This is a genomic window from Acetivibrio cellulolyticus CD2 (genome assembly GCF_000179595.2).
Lineage (GTDB): Bacteria > Bacillota > Clostridia > Acetivibrionales > Acetivibrionaceae > Acetivibrio > Acetivibrio cellulolyticus.
The window spans coordinates 1,922,059-1,940,391 of the sequence record NZ_JH556653.1; the positions used below are offsets into that span (position 1 = coordinate 1,922,059).

Consider the following 18,333-nt stretch of genomic DNA (forward strand, 5'->3'; position numbering starts at 1 on the left):
CATAGCTATTTACATACAACATTATACGAACATTAAAAAGAGGCTGAAACCCGCACAACTAAAGGGGTTTATTGCCTCTTTATTTCTTTTCAACTGTCGAAAATGAGATATTATTTTAGATAAAAAAAAGCCCCTTTTTAATGGAAGCTTAAAATAATTTACTATCAAAATAATTGATATAGCTCTGTGCTTAACCTATACTATGCTTAAACACGCTACATCTGCTTCTCAATCTTGTCGGCAACTTCGCTAATTACCCTACTTAATAAAGCCTCATAAGTTAGATTTTGAAATATTTTTTTCTTCCCATTATCTATAATTTCCTGCCTCTTTTCTGGATTTGCAAGATAATAGTCAACTTTTTCATATAAATCTTCTTTATTGTAATACAATATAATTTCATTTCCCTCATCTAAAAGCATACGTATATTAGCCGAATCATATTCCTCTGGTATATAGGGGCCCAAGTAAAAACTATTACTTAGAATTGTCTCAAACACTCTTGGGTGTGTTGAAATATGCTGATTTGTACCAATCACTATTTTGGATGCATTAATAATTCTAGACAAAACCTCTCCATTTTCTGCAATTCCACATGCATATTTCTTTAGAACGGGATGGTTTACCCACTCATTTCCCCACAATTTCATATTATAACCTTTTTGATGCAACCACTCCAAAGGCACAGACCTGAGTATTCGCCTTACTACCTCCTCCATAAACATAGTCATAAAATAATCAAAATTTAATTTATCCATGGTTATACCAAAGCTAGCAAGCCAACGCAAAACTATTTCTCTGTTAGGCTCTATCCCTTGCAAAAACTCACCTTCCATAACCCTTGAATACACTTCTTCATAAGCTGATACCACTGCTTTTTTCAGTATTTCAAATCCATCTCCTCCAGAGCACCTATCCAGAAAACTTTGAAGACCTAGCAAAGGGTTGCCAGCATTGGAGAAAACACATATATCAGTACTATATTTTTGTCTCTCATCCTCTGTTAATTCATAAAACTTATAAATATCTGCATTTACTGCCATAGGTGCTGTTATAAGCTGTTCATTTGGGTATCCTAAACTTAAGAATTCCCTACATGAGAAAAAAGCATTCATAATAAAATCCATATTTTTGATTTTTTTAGCAGACTCAGACGACATGATATGTGGCATTGGATCTTGTACCCAACTTATATATGCTATATTATCATGAAAAATAGCTCCATATTCCCATCTGAAATGATCAATAGAAAACATTAAATCTGGCTTAAACTCATTAAGTAACTCCAGGTAATCCGAGCGTGTTATTTTATGTATATCCGATTTTTCTATTAAAACCTTGTTCTCAATACCTAGCTTGTCACAAGCCTTGGCACAATCTCTTATATAATACTTTAAAGCTGTTGTAAACCTTGAGGTAACAAATACAATTTTTAGTTTATGCTGTCTAAACCTTTCAACTAAAATTCCTTTTTCCAACTTGTTATAATATTCGTATACCAACTCATGCAGATCATTAATTTTGTTTATATTCCTCTTTAATTTTCCTTCTATATATTTGTAAAATTCATCTTGACCAGTAATATTTAATACTAGATCAGGCAAATGAACCTGTGAGTCAGAAAACCATTCATCTGCTTCGTCCCTTCCCATTAGAAAAACTGACCTTTCATCCTCCAATATCTTTGTAAAATCTACAACTTGAAGATAATTAACAAACTCATTAAAGCTATCGTAATAAAAATATATAGGTATTTTAGCTGTAAGAACCGGATAGGGATCTTCCGTCTTTTCCATGCAAGCAATCATCTGTTTCTCTTTATACTCATTTCTGAAAATAATAACTTTTTTGGGCTGTAACATATTAACATCTTTTATCATATGATTTTGATCAAGATATGAAACAAATCTATCTTCTTCTTGGTCATATATGAAAAAAACATGATCATCATAAGGCAGAAATCTATAGCTAAGTTCTGAAAAGTCAGGAAATTCCCTTGGCTTAAAGTATTTATAGTTAGCTAGTGCTGTAACATTCTTTTTATACATTTCTCTAAACTCACTGACATTAGGAGAATAGAACGACTCCAATACTATTTTAGCCACTTCATCTTTGTTGAAATTTAACTGATGACACTTTTTGAAAGCATATAATGATAATGAATACATATTTTGTGAAAGCAAAAATAGAGCTATTTCAAATATTATAGCTCCATTTTCACAGCCACTTGTTAGTAAAATGTCTTTCAATATGTCATATCCTTTAGAATCTCTATTCTCAATTTTGTTAATAGCTTCTAAAAGCATTTCGTTTATATTAAGTTCCATACCTCAAGGTTTCTCCTATCCTCATAAGTGAATACTCAATAACATAAGATATATAAATCTAGACAAAATTAACGTGTTTAGGTGGATGTGACACTTTCCAGAGAAATTCATTTATCGAATGTGTTTTACAATTTGAGTAGCAACCCTTTACATCAATCTGTTTTATTTTTTCAACTACATCCCAATACTTCTCACTTTCAATTATCTCCTTAAATGAGTTTTTCGTAAGATCCCCCATACAGTATTCATTTTCCTTATATTCAAAAAACATACCACATGGGTATAACTTACCATCTCCACTGGAATAAAGTAAAAACGGCGTACCAAGACACGTTTCATAGCATCGCTGACCTTCGTTTGTAATATGCTGCCATTTAATTATAACATCATATTTTTCACTGCTAATACTTTCAGCTTCTCTCAGAATGCTCTCAAAATTTTTATATGAAGAAAGTTTTTCGTATATACCCAAATTTGATTCTTTTGTATCACTACATTGCTTAACAACCAAATAGTCAACTCCTAGCTCTTCTCCAAGTTTAGCCAATGGAACAACCTGGTCAACGTTTGAAGGTGTCAATACCATTTGCAAGCCTACAGTTGTTTGTAACTGGTATTTTCTCTTAACACCTACACAGAACTTTATTTTTTCGATAACTTTTTCAAAATCACTACTTCTGTGTATCCTTTTATATGCCTCGAAAGATGCGGCACTTATATTAAACCTTATCCAAGTCAGGTGCTTTAATGCTTCCACTCCAGCCTCTCCAGTATCATATAAAATACCATTCGTTCCCAAAGATATATCTACCCCTGACTTTTTCCCCAGCACAATAGCCTCGTAAACATGAGGATTTAAAAGCGGTTCACCTTCACCTATAAAAGCCATTGAACGGACACCTATCTCACCTGCATCCTTTACATATCTTAATAGAGCTTCTTTCTGGAAATAGCTATCTTTTCCGCCTTTATAATGGTTTCCTTGAAGGCTTCCAAAACAATATTCACAATGTATATTACAGCCCTTGCTTAAACCTACATCAATATGAATCGGTGCAATTCTTTTACCCTGTACCCAATCATTCACTCTATCTAGATGCCATAGCATTTTATTGCTGCCCATCAAGTATTTATCCATATCAAGCCCTCCTAAAAGTTATCTTTAATATACTTGCAATAGTCCGCTACCGCTTCCTGCCATGGTCTTAAACTCTTTATTTTGCTTGATTTTAGAGGGGTATTCGTATTCTTTATTCCTATGCTTTGAAAACTCTTATGTGAAACCTTCTCTAATTCAACTTCCACTTCCAGATTACTAAATATTTCTTTCATTAAGTCATAAATCGAAGCTGCGCCTTGGTTTGACAGGTGGTATAACCCATAGGGCATTTCATTTTCTATTATTTCTTTTACTGCTTTTGCTATATCGATACTATAGGAGGGTGAAGTTATTACATCACAGGATACCTTTAGCTTCTCTCCCTGATTTAGTGCTTTATCCAGCATTCTTTCAACAAATTGGTTATTTTTATTAGAAGGTCCAAATAATATTGGTAGCCTGAAGATGTAATGTCTATGAGCAATATTGCTTACAAAACAGTCCCCACCATATTTTGTAAGACCATATACATTTAATGGGCAAGGTCTATCAGCTTCTATAAAAAAGTTTCCAGGTTCATTATCTTTAAATACACACTCTGTACTGAAATTCACCAGCAAAAATTCAAACTTATTTGATAGTTCAGCTAAAAGCTTTGGATATAGAGAATTAATCCTAAGACTTCTTTCGGGGTTTCTCTCGCAATCATCTATTCCCTGTGCTGCAACAGTATTGATGACAATATCAGGCTTGTAATTATCTATGAGAGAAGTAACTCCTTCAAAGTCAGCTACATTAAAGTTTTCGCTATTCTTGCCTATTATATTATAACTTTTGGCTAGCTCAGAGTTTAAAGCTGTTCCCACCTTTCCTCTTTCACCCAATAGTAATATTGACTTCATATTTTATCTCCTCTGTTACTGCTCATGTAAATTATAAAAGCTCTTTTGATCGGCACTCTCTTCTATATCAAATTTATAAATATTTCTAAGTCTATCCACTAACATTTCTAGTATATTTCTGATAAAACCCTCATAGGTGTATTTTTCTAAAACACTTGCCGTACCTAATTCAATAATCTCACTTCTTTTTGGTGAATTATTCAAACAGTAATCTATCTTATTAAACATGTCATCTTTGCCGTCAAATAATAACATCTCCTTGTTTTCTATAAAAAAGCTTTTTATTTTTGAAGTATCAATATCCCCTGGTATGGATCGGCCTATATACATACAATTGCTCAAAATCACTTCAAAATACCTATAGTGCATTGATATATACGGGCTTAATCCCAGTCCTATTTTTGAAGAATTATAAATTTTTGATACCTCTTCTCCATTGCTTGCACTTCCCATAGAGTATTTAGATAATATTGGATGGTCACTCCAGCTTTTTCCCCAGAGTTTAAATTTATATTTACTTTCATCAAGCCATTCTAAGGGAACAGATATGTGCATATTGTACTCAATTTCGAATCTGAATATATATAGCATCCATTCAATTTCTTTATCACTTAATGTACTTAACAATGTCCCACCTAAGCACTTATTTAATATTTCCATATATTTTTGATTAGAGTAGGCGTATTTTCCCTGCCTGCACACATCATACAGCATAGAGAACGCATCCTTTAGCCTTTTAATTATAATGTCATTTTCTTGCCGATCTCGAGAAGACACTAAAGTAATTAAACTTTCATAACCGTAATAAGCATTTCCCCCATTAGCTATATAGGTTATATCAGTTGAATACTTATTAATTTCTTCATCATTTAATTTATAATATTTGTATATTCTATGATTAACAGGAATTGTATACTTGATTATTTTGCCTTCTGGATAACCTAGTTCATCAAACTCCTTATAACTTGTATACGGACTAATTATAAAGTTCAAGTCACCTAGCTTCGAAGGGGAGTTAACATCCATTATTTGAGGCAATGGATCCTGTATCCATGTTATAAAAATTATTTTGTTATTAACCACTGGATACTCCCATGCAAAATGGTCAATCATAATAATAAGATCCGGTTTGAACTCGTTTATTTTATCTAAAATAGATAGACTACTTAACCTATAAATATCTGATTCTTCAATTAATAAATCACATGGTATATTTAAATTAGTACATGCTAATACACAATCTCTTATACAATATTGTAAAAAGGTCGTAAATCTGCTCGTAATAAATAAAATACGTGGCCTCAAATTCTTTAACCTTTCATATAATTTTAATAAATCAAGGTTACTATAGTAATAATCTATTTCTGTTTGAAGTTTAACAATATTGTTTAGTTTATTATTGTGTAATTCCCCCATTTTTTCTAAAACCATTTTGTTCATTTCAATATCAAGTTTATTTCCTTGAATTAGCGAAGGATTTTGTGTTTGGCTGTGTGCAAACCAAGCCTCAACATCATTAATTCCAAATAAAAACACTAATCTTTTCAGGTCAAATATTTCTGCTAGATCAAACAATTGCGCGGAGCATAAAAAAAATTCAAAGTCAGAATAAAATAGATATAAAGGTTTTTTCATACCAGGAATTGGTTCTTTTTGATAGGTTTTTCTTTCATATTCAAGAATTTGCTTATTATTAAACTCATTAATAATTAATACAATATCCCCAGCATTGAATTGTTCCATATTTTCATTTTTTGAATTATTAAAATTTATTACTTTTACAATATTACTATTCTCTTTTTCAAAAACAATGTACCTATTGTCATCCATACACAAGCAATAATATTTTAAATCCTCAAATTCTGGAAATTCTCTCTGTACTTTATATTCGTAATTTTTAAGCTTTTCTATGTTATTTAAATAAGTATCCTTGTTTTTTTGGCAAGTTAATAAATAAAACTCATTAAGTATTTTTCTCTTTGTAGCTTCCTTTAGATAGTCAAGTTTATAGCACTTAATAAAAAAACTTAATGCTTCACTCGAATAATTATACTTAAGCATTAATTGAACAATTTTATATAGTATATCCCCACATTCATCTCCACTTATTACTAACGCTTTATTAAGCAAATTTAAAGCGTTAGTAAAGTTACCTTTTTTATCTTCTTCCTGCGCAAGGTTAACATAACTTTCCCATTCTTCTTTTAGCATAAGCAACCCTCAAGATATTTAAATTTAGTAGTTTTAACATTAGCCATATCCATAAACGTATCTACGTATTGGAAATCTCTATAAGTTTTTTTGACGAGTTAGGATACATTTCAATAAACTTTCCTCCACATTCTATAAATTTAGAATGTGATTTAATTATTTTCATTTCAGTATCTTTTGAGTTTAGAGGAGTTATAAAACAATAGTCAGGCATATCTTCATACAGTTTTTCTGGAGTAAATACAGGTAGAAGAGAACCTGGCATGTATGATCCTGCTTTTAATGGATCGTCATCTATTACGTAATCTAGATATTTAAATATTTCAGTTATATTAATTAGGCATCTTCCTCTAGCCCCACAACCATAAGCAACAATTCTATTGCCTGATAGTTTTAAATTTTCGAAAAAACGAGAAATATATTCTATATTTTTTATTGAATTATCTGTAAAGATTTTTGGCCTGTCGGCTAAAGCTATTATATTGTTATTCTGTTTTATATTATTGTTCTTCCTAATGTATAATATTATCGAGCCTCCGCCATAAGGAACACTTTGCTTTTTTATTATAGACAAGTTAAACCTTTTTAATATGCATGAAAAAGTATATTCAGTAAAATAATTAACATGTTGCTCCCATATTGAACTAATATCTCCTTTTTCTGATATTGCTTCAAAATCCGGAAATTCTACAACCAACAAAGTAGAGCTATCCATTAGATAATCAAGGCCTCTTAAAAAATCCTCTAACTCAGATATATGTTCTAAAACATGCCTACATATTATAAGTTTTGGTATACCATATTTAATCTTTAGCTCATTACTTAAACCAAAACTAAAGTAATTGTTGATGGTAGGTACTTTATTAGCTAAAGCTTTATTATAACAGTCTACAGCTGGCTCGATTCCTAGAACATTATTAAAGCCCTTATCTTGAAATAATTTCAATATATACCCATCATTACTCCCAATATCTAAAATAAAATCTTCAGAATCTGAAAATTCTTTTATTAGTTCTTGGCAAAGGTCACTTACGTGAGAAGCAGGGTAAACTGAAGTTACCCATTTATACTCATTATATAACATATCTGGACAAACATAGTCTCTTATAAAAACAAACCCACAATCTTTACAATATTTTAAACTCAAATCGTGTGCATAAAATTTTGAACTTTTAGCTACAAGCAAATGTGATGAATCAGGTTGTTCACCAAAACTGATAAGTTCAGATATGTTACTACTTAAGCAAACCCTACAAAACTTATCACTACAGTTATTTACTAGCATAATTTGCCTCCACCTAAGTATTTTTATATAGTACATATTAACTTTTTAATCTTTAATAAATTTTATATGCAATTTATATGTTTGTACTACTCATATAATAAGGAACCACTTTACAGGCACTGGTTCTATTAGTTTTTATCCTAGCCAACTTTGTATGTTATTATATACAGTTTTTAACAAAATCTATTGACCTACTATATCTCTGCAAAATGTATCCAAAACCTCTTCTGTTGATAAAGGAACATAGCCCATTCTTTTTGCTTTTTCAATCGAGATTATAAATGATTTCTTATCACTTATAATACTTTTAACCTCTGAAGTTGAGCCAAAAAATCTTTTTAGCCAATTAATAATGCTTTTTACTTTTAATGGTTCTCCACTTCCTAATAATACTCTTTCAATTTTTCCACAATTACTATCAACAATATGCCTTATAAACTTTTCTACATCACCAACATATACCATATTATTAAAAAAAGATTCAGGATTATATATTTCAATAGTTTCATTTTTTATTAGTCTCTGTGCTGTTTTTACCAGCCATGGTACGGTAGCGTCTTTTCCAAGGACTCCCGGCAACCGGATAATTATTGTAGAAAAGCCTCTGGCACCCTCAAATAGTTTTTCTGCTATATATTTGGTAAGTCCATACCCATCAGGGTTGATAATGGGTGTATCCTCATCAACTATGGGAACTTCACAGTTTCCATATACAGATACGCTTGATAAAAATATAACCTTCTTTACACCTTTGTCCTCTGCATACCTAATAAGGTTTCTTGTTGCAATAACATTGTTTTCAAAATACTCAATAAAGCTACCTCTGGGAGAAGGTGACAATGCTGCTGCATGTACTATAACATCCACAGGCTCATCATAGCTAAACCCTTTGGACAAGTCCGAAATGAAAACTGGTATAGTAATGTTATCAGGTTTTCTGCTTCTCACTACTCCAACAATTTCATAATTTGAATTCTGCCACTTTTTTGCCAGATAATTTCCAATAAAGCCACTAACACCAGTTATTAAAATTCTCACAATTTTTCACCTGCTATTCGAAAAATATATACGAATAATCTCCAGTATAACCCCATTCCTTATATAGCCATTGCCACTCCTCAGTGCTGAAAAAGCTCTCACAAGTCAGCTGCCAATACAGTAAATTTGCCTTCTCCTGCTCATTTCTGTATGATTCCACCATAATATAAGAATTACCCTTTGAAACCCTTTGAATATGCTCAACTGCCCTTTTAAGATCAAAAATATACAAATTGTGCAAAGCACCTATAGAGTATACCAAATCAAAAGATTTATCCTCATAGAGCAAATCCTGTGCAAGGCCATATCTCAAATATTGCCTGACTTCTTCTTTTGAATTGTCTATAGCATATTGTGATATATCAATTCCTTCAACAATTAAACCTGGTACAACTTGAGTAAGTTCATATAGAAGGAATCCTTTCCCACACCCCACATCTAATACCTTTTGCCCAGGTTTTAACTTGTAGTACTCAGCCATTTCTTCTGCTACAACACGCCAGCGTCCGTCATAGGCATATCCCCCATAGCCGTATTTCCTGTCACCATCCCAATAATCCTTACCAAACTGCTTTGCTACAACAGCACAATCGGCTTTACTATCGCTTACGACTCTTTCAATATAATTTCTATGGGTCTTTTTATGAAGTTTTGATATGAAATCCACATATGTCATATTATCACCTTAATCAGTTATTTTACTAAATTCTGCCTTTCTTTTCCATGCAAGCTTCTCTCACTCTTTGCTTTATACATTCTTTAGAAAGTCCGTTCATGCTTTTTAGGTCGCTATGAGAGCCGTAACCCTTGCAAAATGTATTATTTAGTCCCATTCTTTTAAACATAACATTTCCAAAGCAATTCTCCATCAGTACTTCTGCAACTGCACTTCCCAAACCCCCGATGATGCTATGTTCCTCAATAGTGATTATTGCTCTGGTCTTCTCTGCTGCTTCTAATATAATCTTATTATCAATTGGCTTAATTGTATGGATATTAACAACCTGAACTGAAATTCCTTCTTCATGAAGCTCCTTCGCACACTCCAAAACATCGTGCACAATAGAGCCTGTCGCAATTAAAGTTACTTCCTTACCATCAAGTAAGTTAACTCCCTCACCTGCTACAAAATTGTAATCCCTTTCATATATCTCAGGCTCCTTATTAGTACCTAACCTTATATAAACAGGTCCCATAATTTTAGCTGCAGCATAAGTAACTTTTTCAACCTCTTTAGGGCTTGCTGGAGAAAAAATAGTCATGTTTGGAAGAACTCTCATTAAAGCTATATCTTCTGTTGCATGATGTGTTGGGCCTAAGGTACTGTATGCAAATCCTGCACCTGTACCAACAAGTTTTACATTTTGGTTTTGTAGGCAAACATCATTTCTCACAAATTCAAATGCCCTCATTGTCAGAAAACCGGATATGGTATATGCAAAGGGTATCTTACCACAGCTTGCAAGTCCAGCTGCTGCTGCTACCATATTGGCTTCAGATATGCCAAAGTTGAAATAATTTTTTGGAAAATCCGCCCTGTATTTATCATAAACAATTGCACCGTTATCAGAGATAAGAGCAAGGATATCAGGATTTTCACCGGTAAGTTGATAAAGTGCATTAAGATAAGCTGTCCTCATATCAAATTCAACTCCTCTTCTGAAAAGTCCAATTCCTTGTAAACTATGTTCATTTCGTCTTTATTCGGGAGTCTGTTATGCCATATGGGTACATTCTCCATAAAAGAAATCCCCTTGCCTTTAACAGTATGCGCAATAACCAGCTTTGGCAACGCATCCCTTTCTCTTTCCTCGCCTAAAACTTCTACAAGTTTATAAACATCGTGTCCATCAACTTCAATAATATCCCATCCAAAAGCTTTCCACTTTTCTGCTAAAGGTTGCATACCGATAATATTGTTTAGCTCATCCATCGCCTGCAATTTATTATGGTCCACTATAGCTGTCAGCTTACCCAATCTATGATGTGATGCAAAAAGTGCTGCCTCCCATATCGAACCTTCCTGACATTCACCATCTCCTAAAATGGCATAAACTTTATAATCCATTGAATTTATCTTACCGGCAAGTGCTATACCTGTGGAGTATAAAAATCCATGCCCCAAAGCACCTGTTGACGCTTCAACTCCTGGTACTTCAAGCATATTAGGATGTCCTCCAAGAATTGAACCCGCTTTGCAATATGTGCTTAAAATATCTTCATGAAAATAACCAGTCTTAGCTAATACAGCATATAAAGCCGTCCCAGCATGACCTTTACTTAGTATTACCCTATCCCGGTCAGGCATATTGGGATTTAAAGGATCATGTTTCATAATTCCCCCAAAATAAAGGGCTGTAAGAATTTCAACTATCGAAAAGGCAGGAGCAATATGCCCTCCGCCAGCACGGTAAATCATTTTAAATATTTTTATCCTGATATCTTTCGCAATTTCGTTTAGATTGCTATCCTCCTGCATCATGCTGCACCACCTTATATAAAGTTAATATGGTTTTCGTCAAGCGATAAAAACGTATTTAACAGAATATTTCTGCTGTCATACACGCAATGGTGTTTGCATTCCTTACTTGCATCAAAGTTTTTATACTTTTCCTGTGTTTCAGGTGAAAACCACAATTCCTTAAAAGATCTGTTCTTTAAATCCCCGATAATACCATTCTCCAAATATGCTTTATCATGGCAGAAATATACTTTGCTGTCGGCAGCAATAACAGTAACAGCTTTTGTTACTATGCACTTTGTATAAGACCTTTGAAACACTGAACTAAAGTGAAAATCGTCTTCGTACAAATTGATTACTTTAAACTTAGGGTTCTCAAACTCGTCCTTAACTCTATTAATTTGCTCTATTACTTTATCCCTGATTGGTGCATGATATGAATTGACATCTGTTGTAATTCGTGCCGCATATTTTATATGATTCACACCTAGATTAAACATAAGCTTTCCAGCCTCATATACCTGATCATAGTTATCTCTGTTTATCACAAAATTGATTCCAAGTTCACAATTATCAGGTTTAGCTTTGGCAAACATATTTATGTTCTTACAAACCTGTCCAAAAGAATCCAAAGAAATATTCCTAATTTTCGAGTAAGTCTCCGCATTAGCCGAATCCAGAGATATTCTCACCCATTTGGCATTAGTCAATATCTCTGCTATTTCCCCATTAAGTTTATGTCCATTTGTAATAATAGATAATTCAATATTTCTGTTCAACATAGCCTTCATTGTTTGTATAATATATGGGTAAACAAGGGGTTCCCCGCCTCCACTGAAAGTAATGGCTTTAACACCCATATCTCCAATATCCTCTACTATTTCCTGCATTTTTTCCCATGGAATATGATTTCTTTCGTCCTGCCCATCAAGATTCAGATATTGCCCATTCCCATAATGGCAATAATTGCAGTGATGGTTGCAAGCATTGGTTGGTTTTATGCGTATATATATTGGTGCAGTCCAGATCCCCTTTTTTATAGCATCCAACTTATCTGAATGTGCAAACAACTTTAAATTACTATAGGGTGTTGCCTTAATATCCATGCTACATACCTCCTATACAAAGTTAACATGCTCTCCCGGATTCTTCAGTTCATACAAATATCTATTTATTTCATCTAGCCTGCAAAGCTCCCTGCAGCTTGAAATATCCATTTTCATCATCCTATCCATAACCTTTGCCCTTTGTTCACCTTCCCAAATCTCCACAAAGCTTTTTTCCTTCATACTGCCATAGCAAAGCTCCATATCACCCAGAAAAGCTATACATGGCCAAACTTGTGCATTTGCATCTACATATGTGAAGAATGGCAGTCCAAAGCATTTATCATAGCTCTTACAGTGACTTTTCTTCTTCATGGATTTTGCCCTGAAATAAATCTTATATGAATCAGTTACCATTTCATTTAGCTGGCGTTCCATATCAAGGTATAAATTATAATCAAATCCCGTATCCACAGTACATATACTTTTGGGATGCTGTGAGAAAGGCTTGACCGTATAATAATCAACCCCTATTTCTTTCAACATTCTCCCTAATTCCAACACCTCTTGGGTATTCTCAGGTATAAGAAGAAGCTGCACCCCTATTGTGGTTCTCAATTTGTCCCTTTTCTTAATTTTTACTGCCTCACTGATATTGGTTATTGCCCTCTCAAAATCCCCTTGTTTTCCTCTATGGATTTTATCATAAGTACCACTGGTTGCAGCACTAACACTAAAACGCACCCAAGTAAGATTGTGCAGGCAATCTTTTGATACTTCACTTGTAAACAATACTCCATTGGTAGACATTGCTATGTCAAGACCAATTTCCTTACTGCCATTTATAATTTCCGGAGTATCTTTGTTTACCAAAGGTTCTCCCTCACCCGCCAAAACAATACTTTTTAGACCTCTGTCATACATATCCCTTAAATTCTTCAAAATTAAATCCTTATCAAGAAGCACAGGCTTGTACTCCATATAATCCAGCGCACAAAAAGTACAACGGTGATTACAAGTACCCGAAGGAGCAATCTCCATACTTAACGGGTATATATTTTTACCGCCAAGCCAATCTGCAACCCTTTGCGGATGGAATAACAGTTTATGCGAATCTATTCTAAAGTCCTCAGCCAAACCAATCACCTCATCAAAACTTTAGTAGTGTAGATGCAAACTTAAGAACATCCACCTTGCTCACAGCCTTTGAATTACCAAGAACATTTGCTGCCAGTGCTCCCGCTATACTTCCTAGAAACGATCCTACTTCAAACGGTACATCGAAATAAGCACAAAGGCTTGCCAGAGAAAAATACGCATCTCCCGCGCCCACAGTATCCTGCACTGTCAGAGTCAATGCCGGAATCTTGGCAGCTTTATGTTTATCATCTGCACCAATAGCACCTAACGAGCCTAATGTAACCCAACCCGCTTTTGCGTTCATATGCTTTACCAGCCTTGTCAAAAGCTTTTCCGGGTTTTCCGACCTGTTACTGTAGGCAAGCCTTAATTCCCTCTCATCTAAAGTAAACGTATCTGCACGTTTATACTTTGTAATAAGGTTTGTTCCATAGTTCGATGAGTTAGTCTGACAATTAACCGCTAAAAACGCAGCTTTGCTCTGAACTATTTCCATAACTGTCTCATCTATAAGTCCATGTCCAAAATCAGTAACTACAACCATATCAAAATTTGGAACAATATTTTCTAACTTTTCATAAAAGGCTGTTTTATCTGCCCTGATATTTTCTTCATAATCATTAAGATAGTTAATTGAGAAGAGCTTTTCGTATTCATTTCGAATACCATGGCGCTCAATAAATCTACGTTTAATTATAGTATGGAAATTGGGATCGAACTGTAAATCAAGCAGCATATCTTTTCCTAAATCATTCAGTATACGACTGTGAATATGTGGCTCGTCCCCAACCACTCCACAGACAGTTACATTCTTTGAAAAGTTTGCAAGATGTCTTGCAATAGCGAGAGAGCCTCCAAGGTATCTTTCCTCATTGAAGTACTTGGCTGAAAAAGCTCTGTCCTTTGACATTAGGCCTTGAACAACGCAGAATATATAGTCATCAATAATTATATCTCCTATTACAAGTACCTTTATATCTTTCATCAGGTCAACTGTTTCCTTAACTTTTTTAAAGCTGCTCCTTTGTGAAAATTCTCTGGCAAATTCGGCCACATTGGGTGGCATCACAGGAAATGCATTATTCAAGAGTTTTGTAGAGCTGAATACTTCACCATTTGTATAGAAGACATCTCCGCCAAATAAACGAACCCTTTCGACCTCCTTATCAATATTTCCAGTAACATCATTGTCTGCATTCTCATATTCCGAACCTTTCACATATAGATCAGGCTTTATACATTCCATAATATCAATTACCGTAACAGCCTTAGAAAGCAATACATAATCAACGCAGGAAAGAGCAGCCAATGATTTCATTCTCTGCTCATCTGTGAAATATGGTCTCCCCGGACCTTTATTGACGTATGGAGCTGAAGTTACAGATACAACTAATGTATCTCCCTGAGCTTTTGCTTCTTCAAGGTGACCTATATGGCCAGGGTGAAGCAAGTCAAAAACACCGTGGCATTGGACAACTTTTTTCCCCTCTGCCCTCAGCTTTTCCCGAAGTTTACTGAATGTTTCAGTTGAAACAATCTTTTCTTCAATAGCACTTGTACTTCTTCCTCCCATTTTTATCCCCTCTTTATGACTTGACATATTTTTTTGATCTCTTCTTTTGTCAAACTAACAGAGCTTGGCAGGTTTAACCCTTTTAGCCCTAATTCATTTGTTGTATCAAGCTTACTGCATCTAAATTCCTTATATGAAGGCATTGAATGAACCGGCATAAAAAACGGCCTACTTTCTATGTTATTCTCCTTTAGCCTCTTAATAAGCTCATCTCTGCTTTCACCATAACTATCCTCCACAACAACCGAATAAAGCCAGTTAATATTTCTTATACCCGGTTTCTCTACGGGGATTGAAATCCCTTGTACCTCACTTAATAACTCGTTATAAAATAATGCATTTCTGATTTTGGCATCGATGTGAAACTCAATATTTTCAAGCTGAGCTACTCCCATTGCTGCAACTATGTTCGGCATCCTATAGTTAAATCCGATTTCCTCATGGTAAAAACCACCATTGGGCAATACTGTCTTCGTTTGGTTCGACAGGTATTTTGCATATTCACCCAATCTTTGATCGTTTGTAACCAGCATCCCGCCTGCACCAGTAGTTATCAGTTTATTTCCGTTAAAGCTAAAGCATCCTATATGTCCGATAGTTCCCGTGTGTTTTCCTTTATAGAGGGAACCCAAGGATTCGGTAGCATCTTCTATTACATAAAGCCCATATTTATCTGCAATTTCCATTACCATGTCCATATCAACAGGATGTCCATATATGTGAACAGGCAAAATTGCCCTGGTTTTCTCAGTTATTAATTCTTCGATAAGTCTGGTATCCATAACATAAGTATCTCTTAAAGCGTCACAAAAAACAGGAGTTGCACCAACATATCTTATTGCATTGACAGGAGAGATAAAAGTAAGTGAAGGCACTATGACCTCATCCCCCGGTTTTATTCCCAAACTCATAAGAGCAAGATGTATGGCAGACGTCCCATTGACTGTTACAATAGAATGTCTGCATTTTATAAAATCTGAAAATTTTTCTTCAAAAAGATTAACATAACTTCCAACACTCGAAACCCAATTAGTATCTAGGCAATCCTTTATATACTTCCACTCATTTCCTGAAAGGTAAGGTACTGATAGTGGTATCATCCTGTCACCCGCTTAAAAGTATTTTATTGACAAATTTTATACATTGTATATATCGGTTTTATATCTTTCCACGTTTTCACTCAGCCATTTAATAGTTTTCTCCAAGCCTTCATCAAGACTTACTTGCGGTTCGTAGCCCAATATTTTTGATGCCTTTTCAATACTGCCTAAAAGTCTGAACACTTCACTTTTTTCCGGTCTCATTCGCTGCTCTTCGCTTATGATGTCTATTTCCTTTCCCATTATATTAGCTATTTTATTAACAAGATCACCTATTGAAATTTCCCTTCCGGATCCTATATTTATTACCTGCCCTATTGAGTCGTCTCTTTCTGCTGTCAGCATAAAGCCCCTTATTGTATCCGAAACATAGTTTAAATCCCGAGTAGGTTTCAAATTCCCAACTTTTATCTCCTTTTTTCCACTTAGTATCTGGGTTATTACTGTTGGAATAATAGCCCTAGCTGACTGTCTTGGTCCATAAGTATTAAAAGGTCTTATTGTAGCAGCAGGTACGTTGTATGAATAAAAGTAACTTTCAACTATTTTGTCTGCACCGATTTTACTTGCCGAATACGGGGATTGTCCCTGCACGGGGTGGTTTTCATCTATAGGTACATATTTTGCTGTTCCATAAACCTCACTTGTAGAGGTATGTACTACCTTCAACACATCACATTCCCTGCATGCCTGCATTACATTGAGAGTACCCAGAACATTGGTTTTAGCATATGCATCAGGTGCTGAATATGAATAGGGTATGGCAATAAGGGCAGCTAAGTGCATGACAACCTCATTTCCTAACAATGCTGATTTGAGGCCGAAATAATCTCTAATATCACCAGAAACTACATTGATCTCCTTTTTAACTGTTTCCGGAAAGGTATCAATCCATCCCCAGTTTCCAAAAGAATTATACTGAACCAATGCAGTAACATTGCAACCTTTACCTACCAAAGCTTCTGTCAGGTGACTTCCAATAAAACCTTCAGCGCCGGTTACAAAGACTTTTTTGCCCTTAAGCTCCATTTTTTTCACTCCCGAAATATTTATTGATTTCTTCATTCGCCTTATAATAATCCTGTGTACGTCCAATATCCATCCAGTATTCACGTATCGGATAGTTTCCTACATTTTTATCATTTTTTATTGCCATATTAATAAGATCTGTCATTGCAAAATAGGTATTGTCCGGAATATAGTCAACCATATCCGGGTTTAATATATAAATACCAGCATTTATTGAAAAAGAAAACTCAGGTTTTTCTTCTATTGAACTTATTTTTTCACTTTCACAGTTTAATACTCCAAAAGGTACCTGGAACACATAATTGCGTGTCGCTACCGTAATATCGTTAGAACATTCATTATGATAGGTCAGAAAGCTGCAAAAGCTTAAATTGGTAAGGATATCCCCATTAATTACAAATAAAGGGCTGTCTACATACTTTTTCATCAAACTGATTGAACCTGCTGTTCCATAATGCTCCTTTTCCTTTATATATTCTATATTGACTCCAAATTCAGAGCCATCCTGGAAATAATTCTCTATTATGCTAGAATGATAATTTACCGATATATAGATATGTGTAAAACCTTGTTTCCTAAATTGGCCAATTATTGTCTCAAGTATCGGCTTTTCCCCAACTTTAAGCATTGGCTTTGGTATATCATCAGTAAGTGGACGCAATCTGGTTCCCAAACCACCCGCCATAATAAGTACAGGGTTGTTTTTCGTAGGGTGCGAAAACAGGTCTTCCATAAGATAGATACCTGTAGGTTGCTTCTTTTGATTAAGTACTGGCAGCTGTTTTATTTTTTTTGAATCAAATATACCTAAAATTTGTTGTCTATTTAACTGTTTTTCAGTTACATAAGTAAATCCTGCCTGCATAATGTTGTGTATTTGTAGGTCAAGGTCTTTCCCTGAAAGAATTGCACGTCTAATATCTCCATCGGTTACGGTACCTCGGAGCATTTTGTTCTCATCAACAACCAAAACAATTCCCATAGCACCTGCATCCATTACCTGCATTGCATTCTTGATCGTTTCATCCATTCCAACAAGTATATTATTTACCTTCATAATATTCATAGACATCAACACCTAACTCTATTTATTAGATATCTAGTGCTTATATACTTAAAACT

Annotated in this window: 15 protein-coding genes; all 15 read right to left on the minus strand. The window is 34.5% G+C overall.

The window, feature by feature from the left end:
• Nucleotides 1-215 precede the first annotated feature (215 nt).
• Nucleotides 216-2,327 (minus strand): glycosyltransferase family protein, encoded by a 2,112-nt coding sequence (locus ACECE_RS0210505; RefSeq protein WP_010681170.1) that lies wholly within the window; start codon nt 2,325-2,327, stop codon nt 216-218.
• Between the two features lie 58 nt (nt 2,328-2,385).
• Nucleotides 2,386-3,465, minus strand: a complete 1,080-nt coding sequence (locus tag ACECE_RS0210510) for a radical SAM/SPASM domain-containing protein (protein ID WP_010681171.1) — start codon at nt 3,463-3,465, stop codon at nt 2,386-2,388.
• 11 nt (nt 3,466-3,476) lie between these two features.
• Nucleotides 3,477-4,328, minus strand: coding sequence for an SDR family oxidoreductase (locus ACECE_RS0210515; RefSeq protein ID WP_010681172.1), 852 nt, complete (start codon nt 4,326-4,328; stop codon nt 3,477-3,479).
• A gap of 15 nt (nt 4,329-4,343) precedes the next feature.
• Nucleotides 4,344-6,539, minus strand: a complete 2,196-nt coding sequence (locus tag ACECE_RS0210520) for a glycosyltransferase family protein (RefSeq protein WP_010681173.1) — start codon at nt 6,537-6,539, stop codon at nt 4,344-4,346.
• Nucleotides 6,540-6,600: 61 nt separating this feature from the next.
• Entirely contained in the window at nt 6,601-7,824 is a 1,224-nt protein-coding gene (locus tag ACECE_RS0210525) for a class I SAM-dependent methyltransferase (protein ID WP_010681174.1), read from the minus strand.
• 183 nt (nt 7,825-8,007) lie between these two features.
• The gene (locus ACECE_RS0210530) at nt 8,008-8,862 is read right to left on the minus strand and encodes an NAD-dependent epimerase/dehydratase family protein (RefSeq protein WP_010681175.1); all 855 of its coding nucleotides are present in this window, start codon (nt 8,860-8,862) and stop codon (nt 8,008-8,010) included.
• A 13-nt stretch (nt 8,863-8,875) separates the two neighbouring features.
• Complete coding sequence (locus tag ACECE_RS0210535) at nt 8,876-9,538, minus strand: class I SAM-dependent methyltransferase (protein WP_010681176.1); 663 nt, start codon at nt 9,536-9,538, stop codon at nt 8,876-8,878.
• A 25-nt stretch (nt 9,539-9,563) separates the two neighbouring features.
• Nucleotides 9,564-10,502, minus strand: coding sequence for a transketolase family protein (locus ACECE_RS0210540; RefSeq protein WP_010681177.1), 939 nt, complete (start codon nt 10,500-10,502; stop codon nt 9,564-9,566).
• On the minus strand, nt 10,499-11,344 hold the full coding sequence (locus ACECE_RS0210545) for a transketolase (protein ID WP_235715932.1): 846 nt from the start codon (nt 11,342-11,344) through the stop codon (nt 10,499-10,501). Before ACECE_RS0210545 ends, ACECE_RS0210540 begins: the two co-directional genes overlap by 4 nt.
• 11 nt (nt 11,345-11,355) lie before the next feature.
• On the minus strand, nt 11,356-12,429 hold the full coding sequence (locus ACECE_RS0210550; protein ID WP_010681179.1) for a radical SAM protein: 1,074 nt from the start codon (nt 12,427-12,429) through the stop codon (nt 11,356-11,358).
• Between the two features lie 12 nt (nt 12,430-12,441).
• Nucleotides 12,442-13,506, minus strand: coding sequence for a radical SAM protein (locus tag ACECE_RS0210555; RefSeq protein WP_010681180.1), 1,065 nt, complete (start codon nt 13,504-13,506; stop codon nt 12,442-12,444).
• Nucleotides 13,507-13,519: 13 nt separating this feature from the next.
• Nucleotides 13,520-15,082 (minus strand): PfkB family carbohydrate kinase, encoded by a 1,563-nt coding sequence (locus tag ACECE_RS0210560; RefSeq protein WP_010681181.1) that lies wholly within the window; start codon nt 15,080-15,082, stop codon nt 13,520-13,522.
• A 2-nt stretch (nt 15,083-15,084) separates the two neighbouring features.
• Nucleotides 15,085-16,182 (minus strand): aminotransferase class I/II-fold pyridoxal phosphate-dependent enzyme, encoded by a 1,098-nt coding sequence (locus ACECE_RS0210565; protein ID WP_010681182.1) that lies wholly within the window; start codon nt 16,180-16,182, stop codon nt 15,085-15,087.
• Nucleotides 16,183-16,218: 36 nt separating this feature from the next.
• Nucleotides 16,219-17,211, minus strand: coding sequence for an NAD-dependent 4,6-dehydratase LegB (locus tag ACECE_RS0210570; RefSeq protein ID WP_010681183.1), 993 nt, complete (start codon nt 17,209-17,211; stop codon nt 16,219-16,221).
• Complete coding sequence (locus ACECE_RS0210575; protein ID WP_010681184.1) at nt 17,201-18,277, minus strand: nucleotidyltransferase family protein; 1,077 nt, start codon at nt 18,275-18,277, stop codon at nt 17,201-17,203. The genes ACECE_RS0210570 and ACECE_RS0210575 overlap by 11 nt, the downstream gene beginning before the upstream one ends.
• Nucleotides 18,278-18,333: the final 56 nt, after the last annotated feature.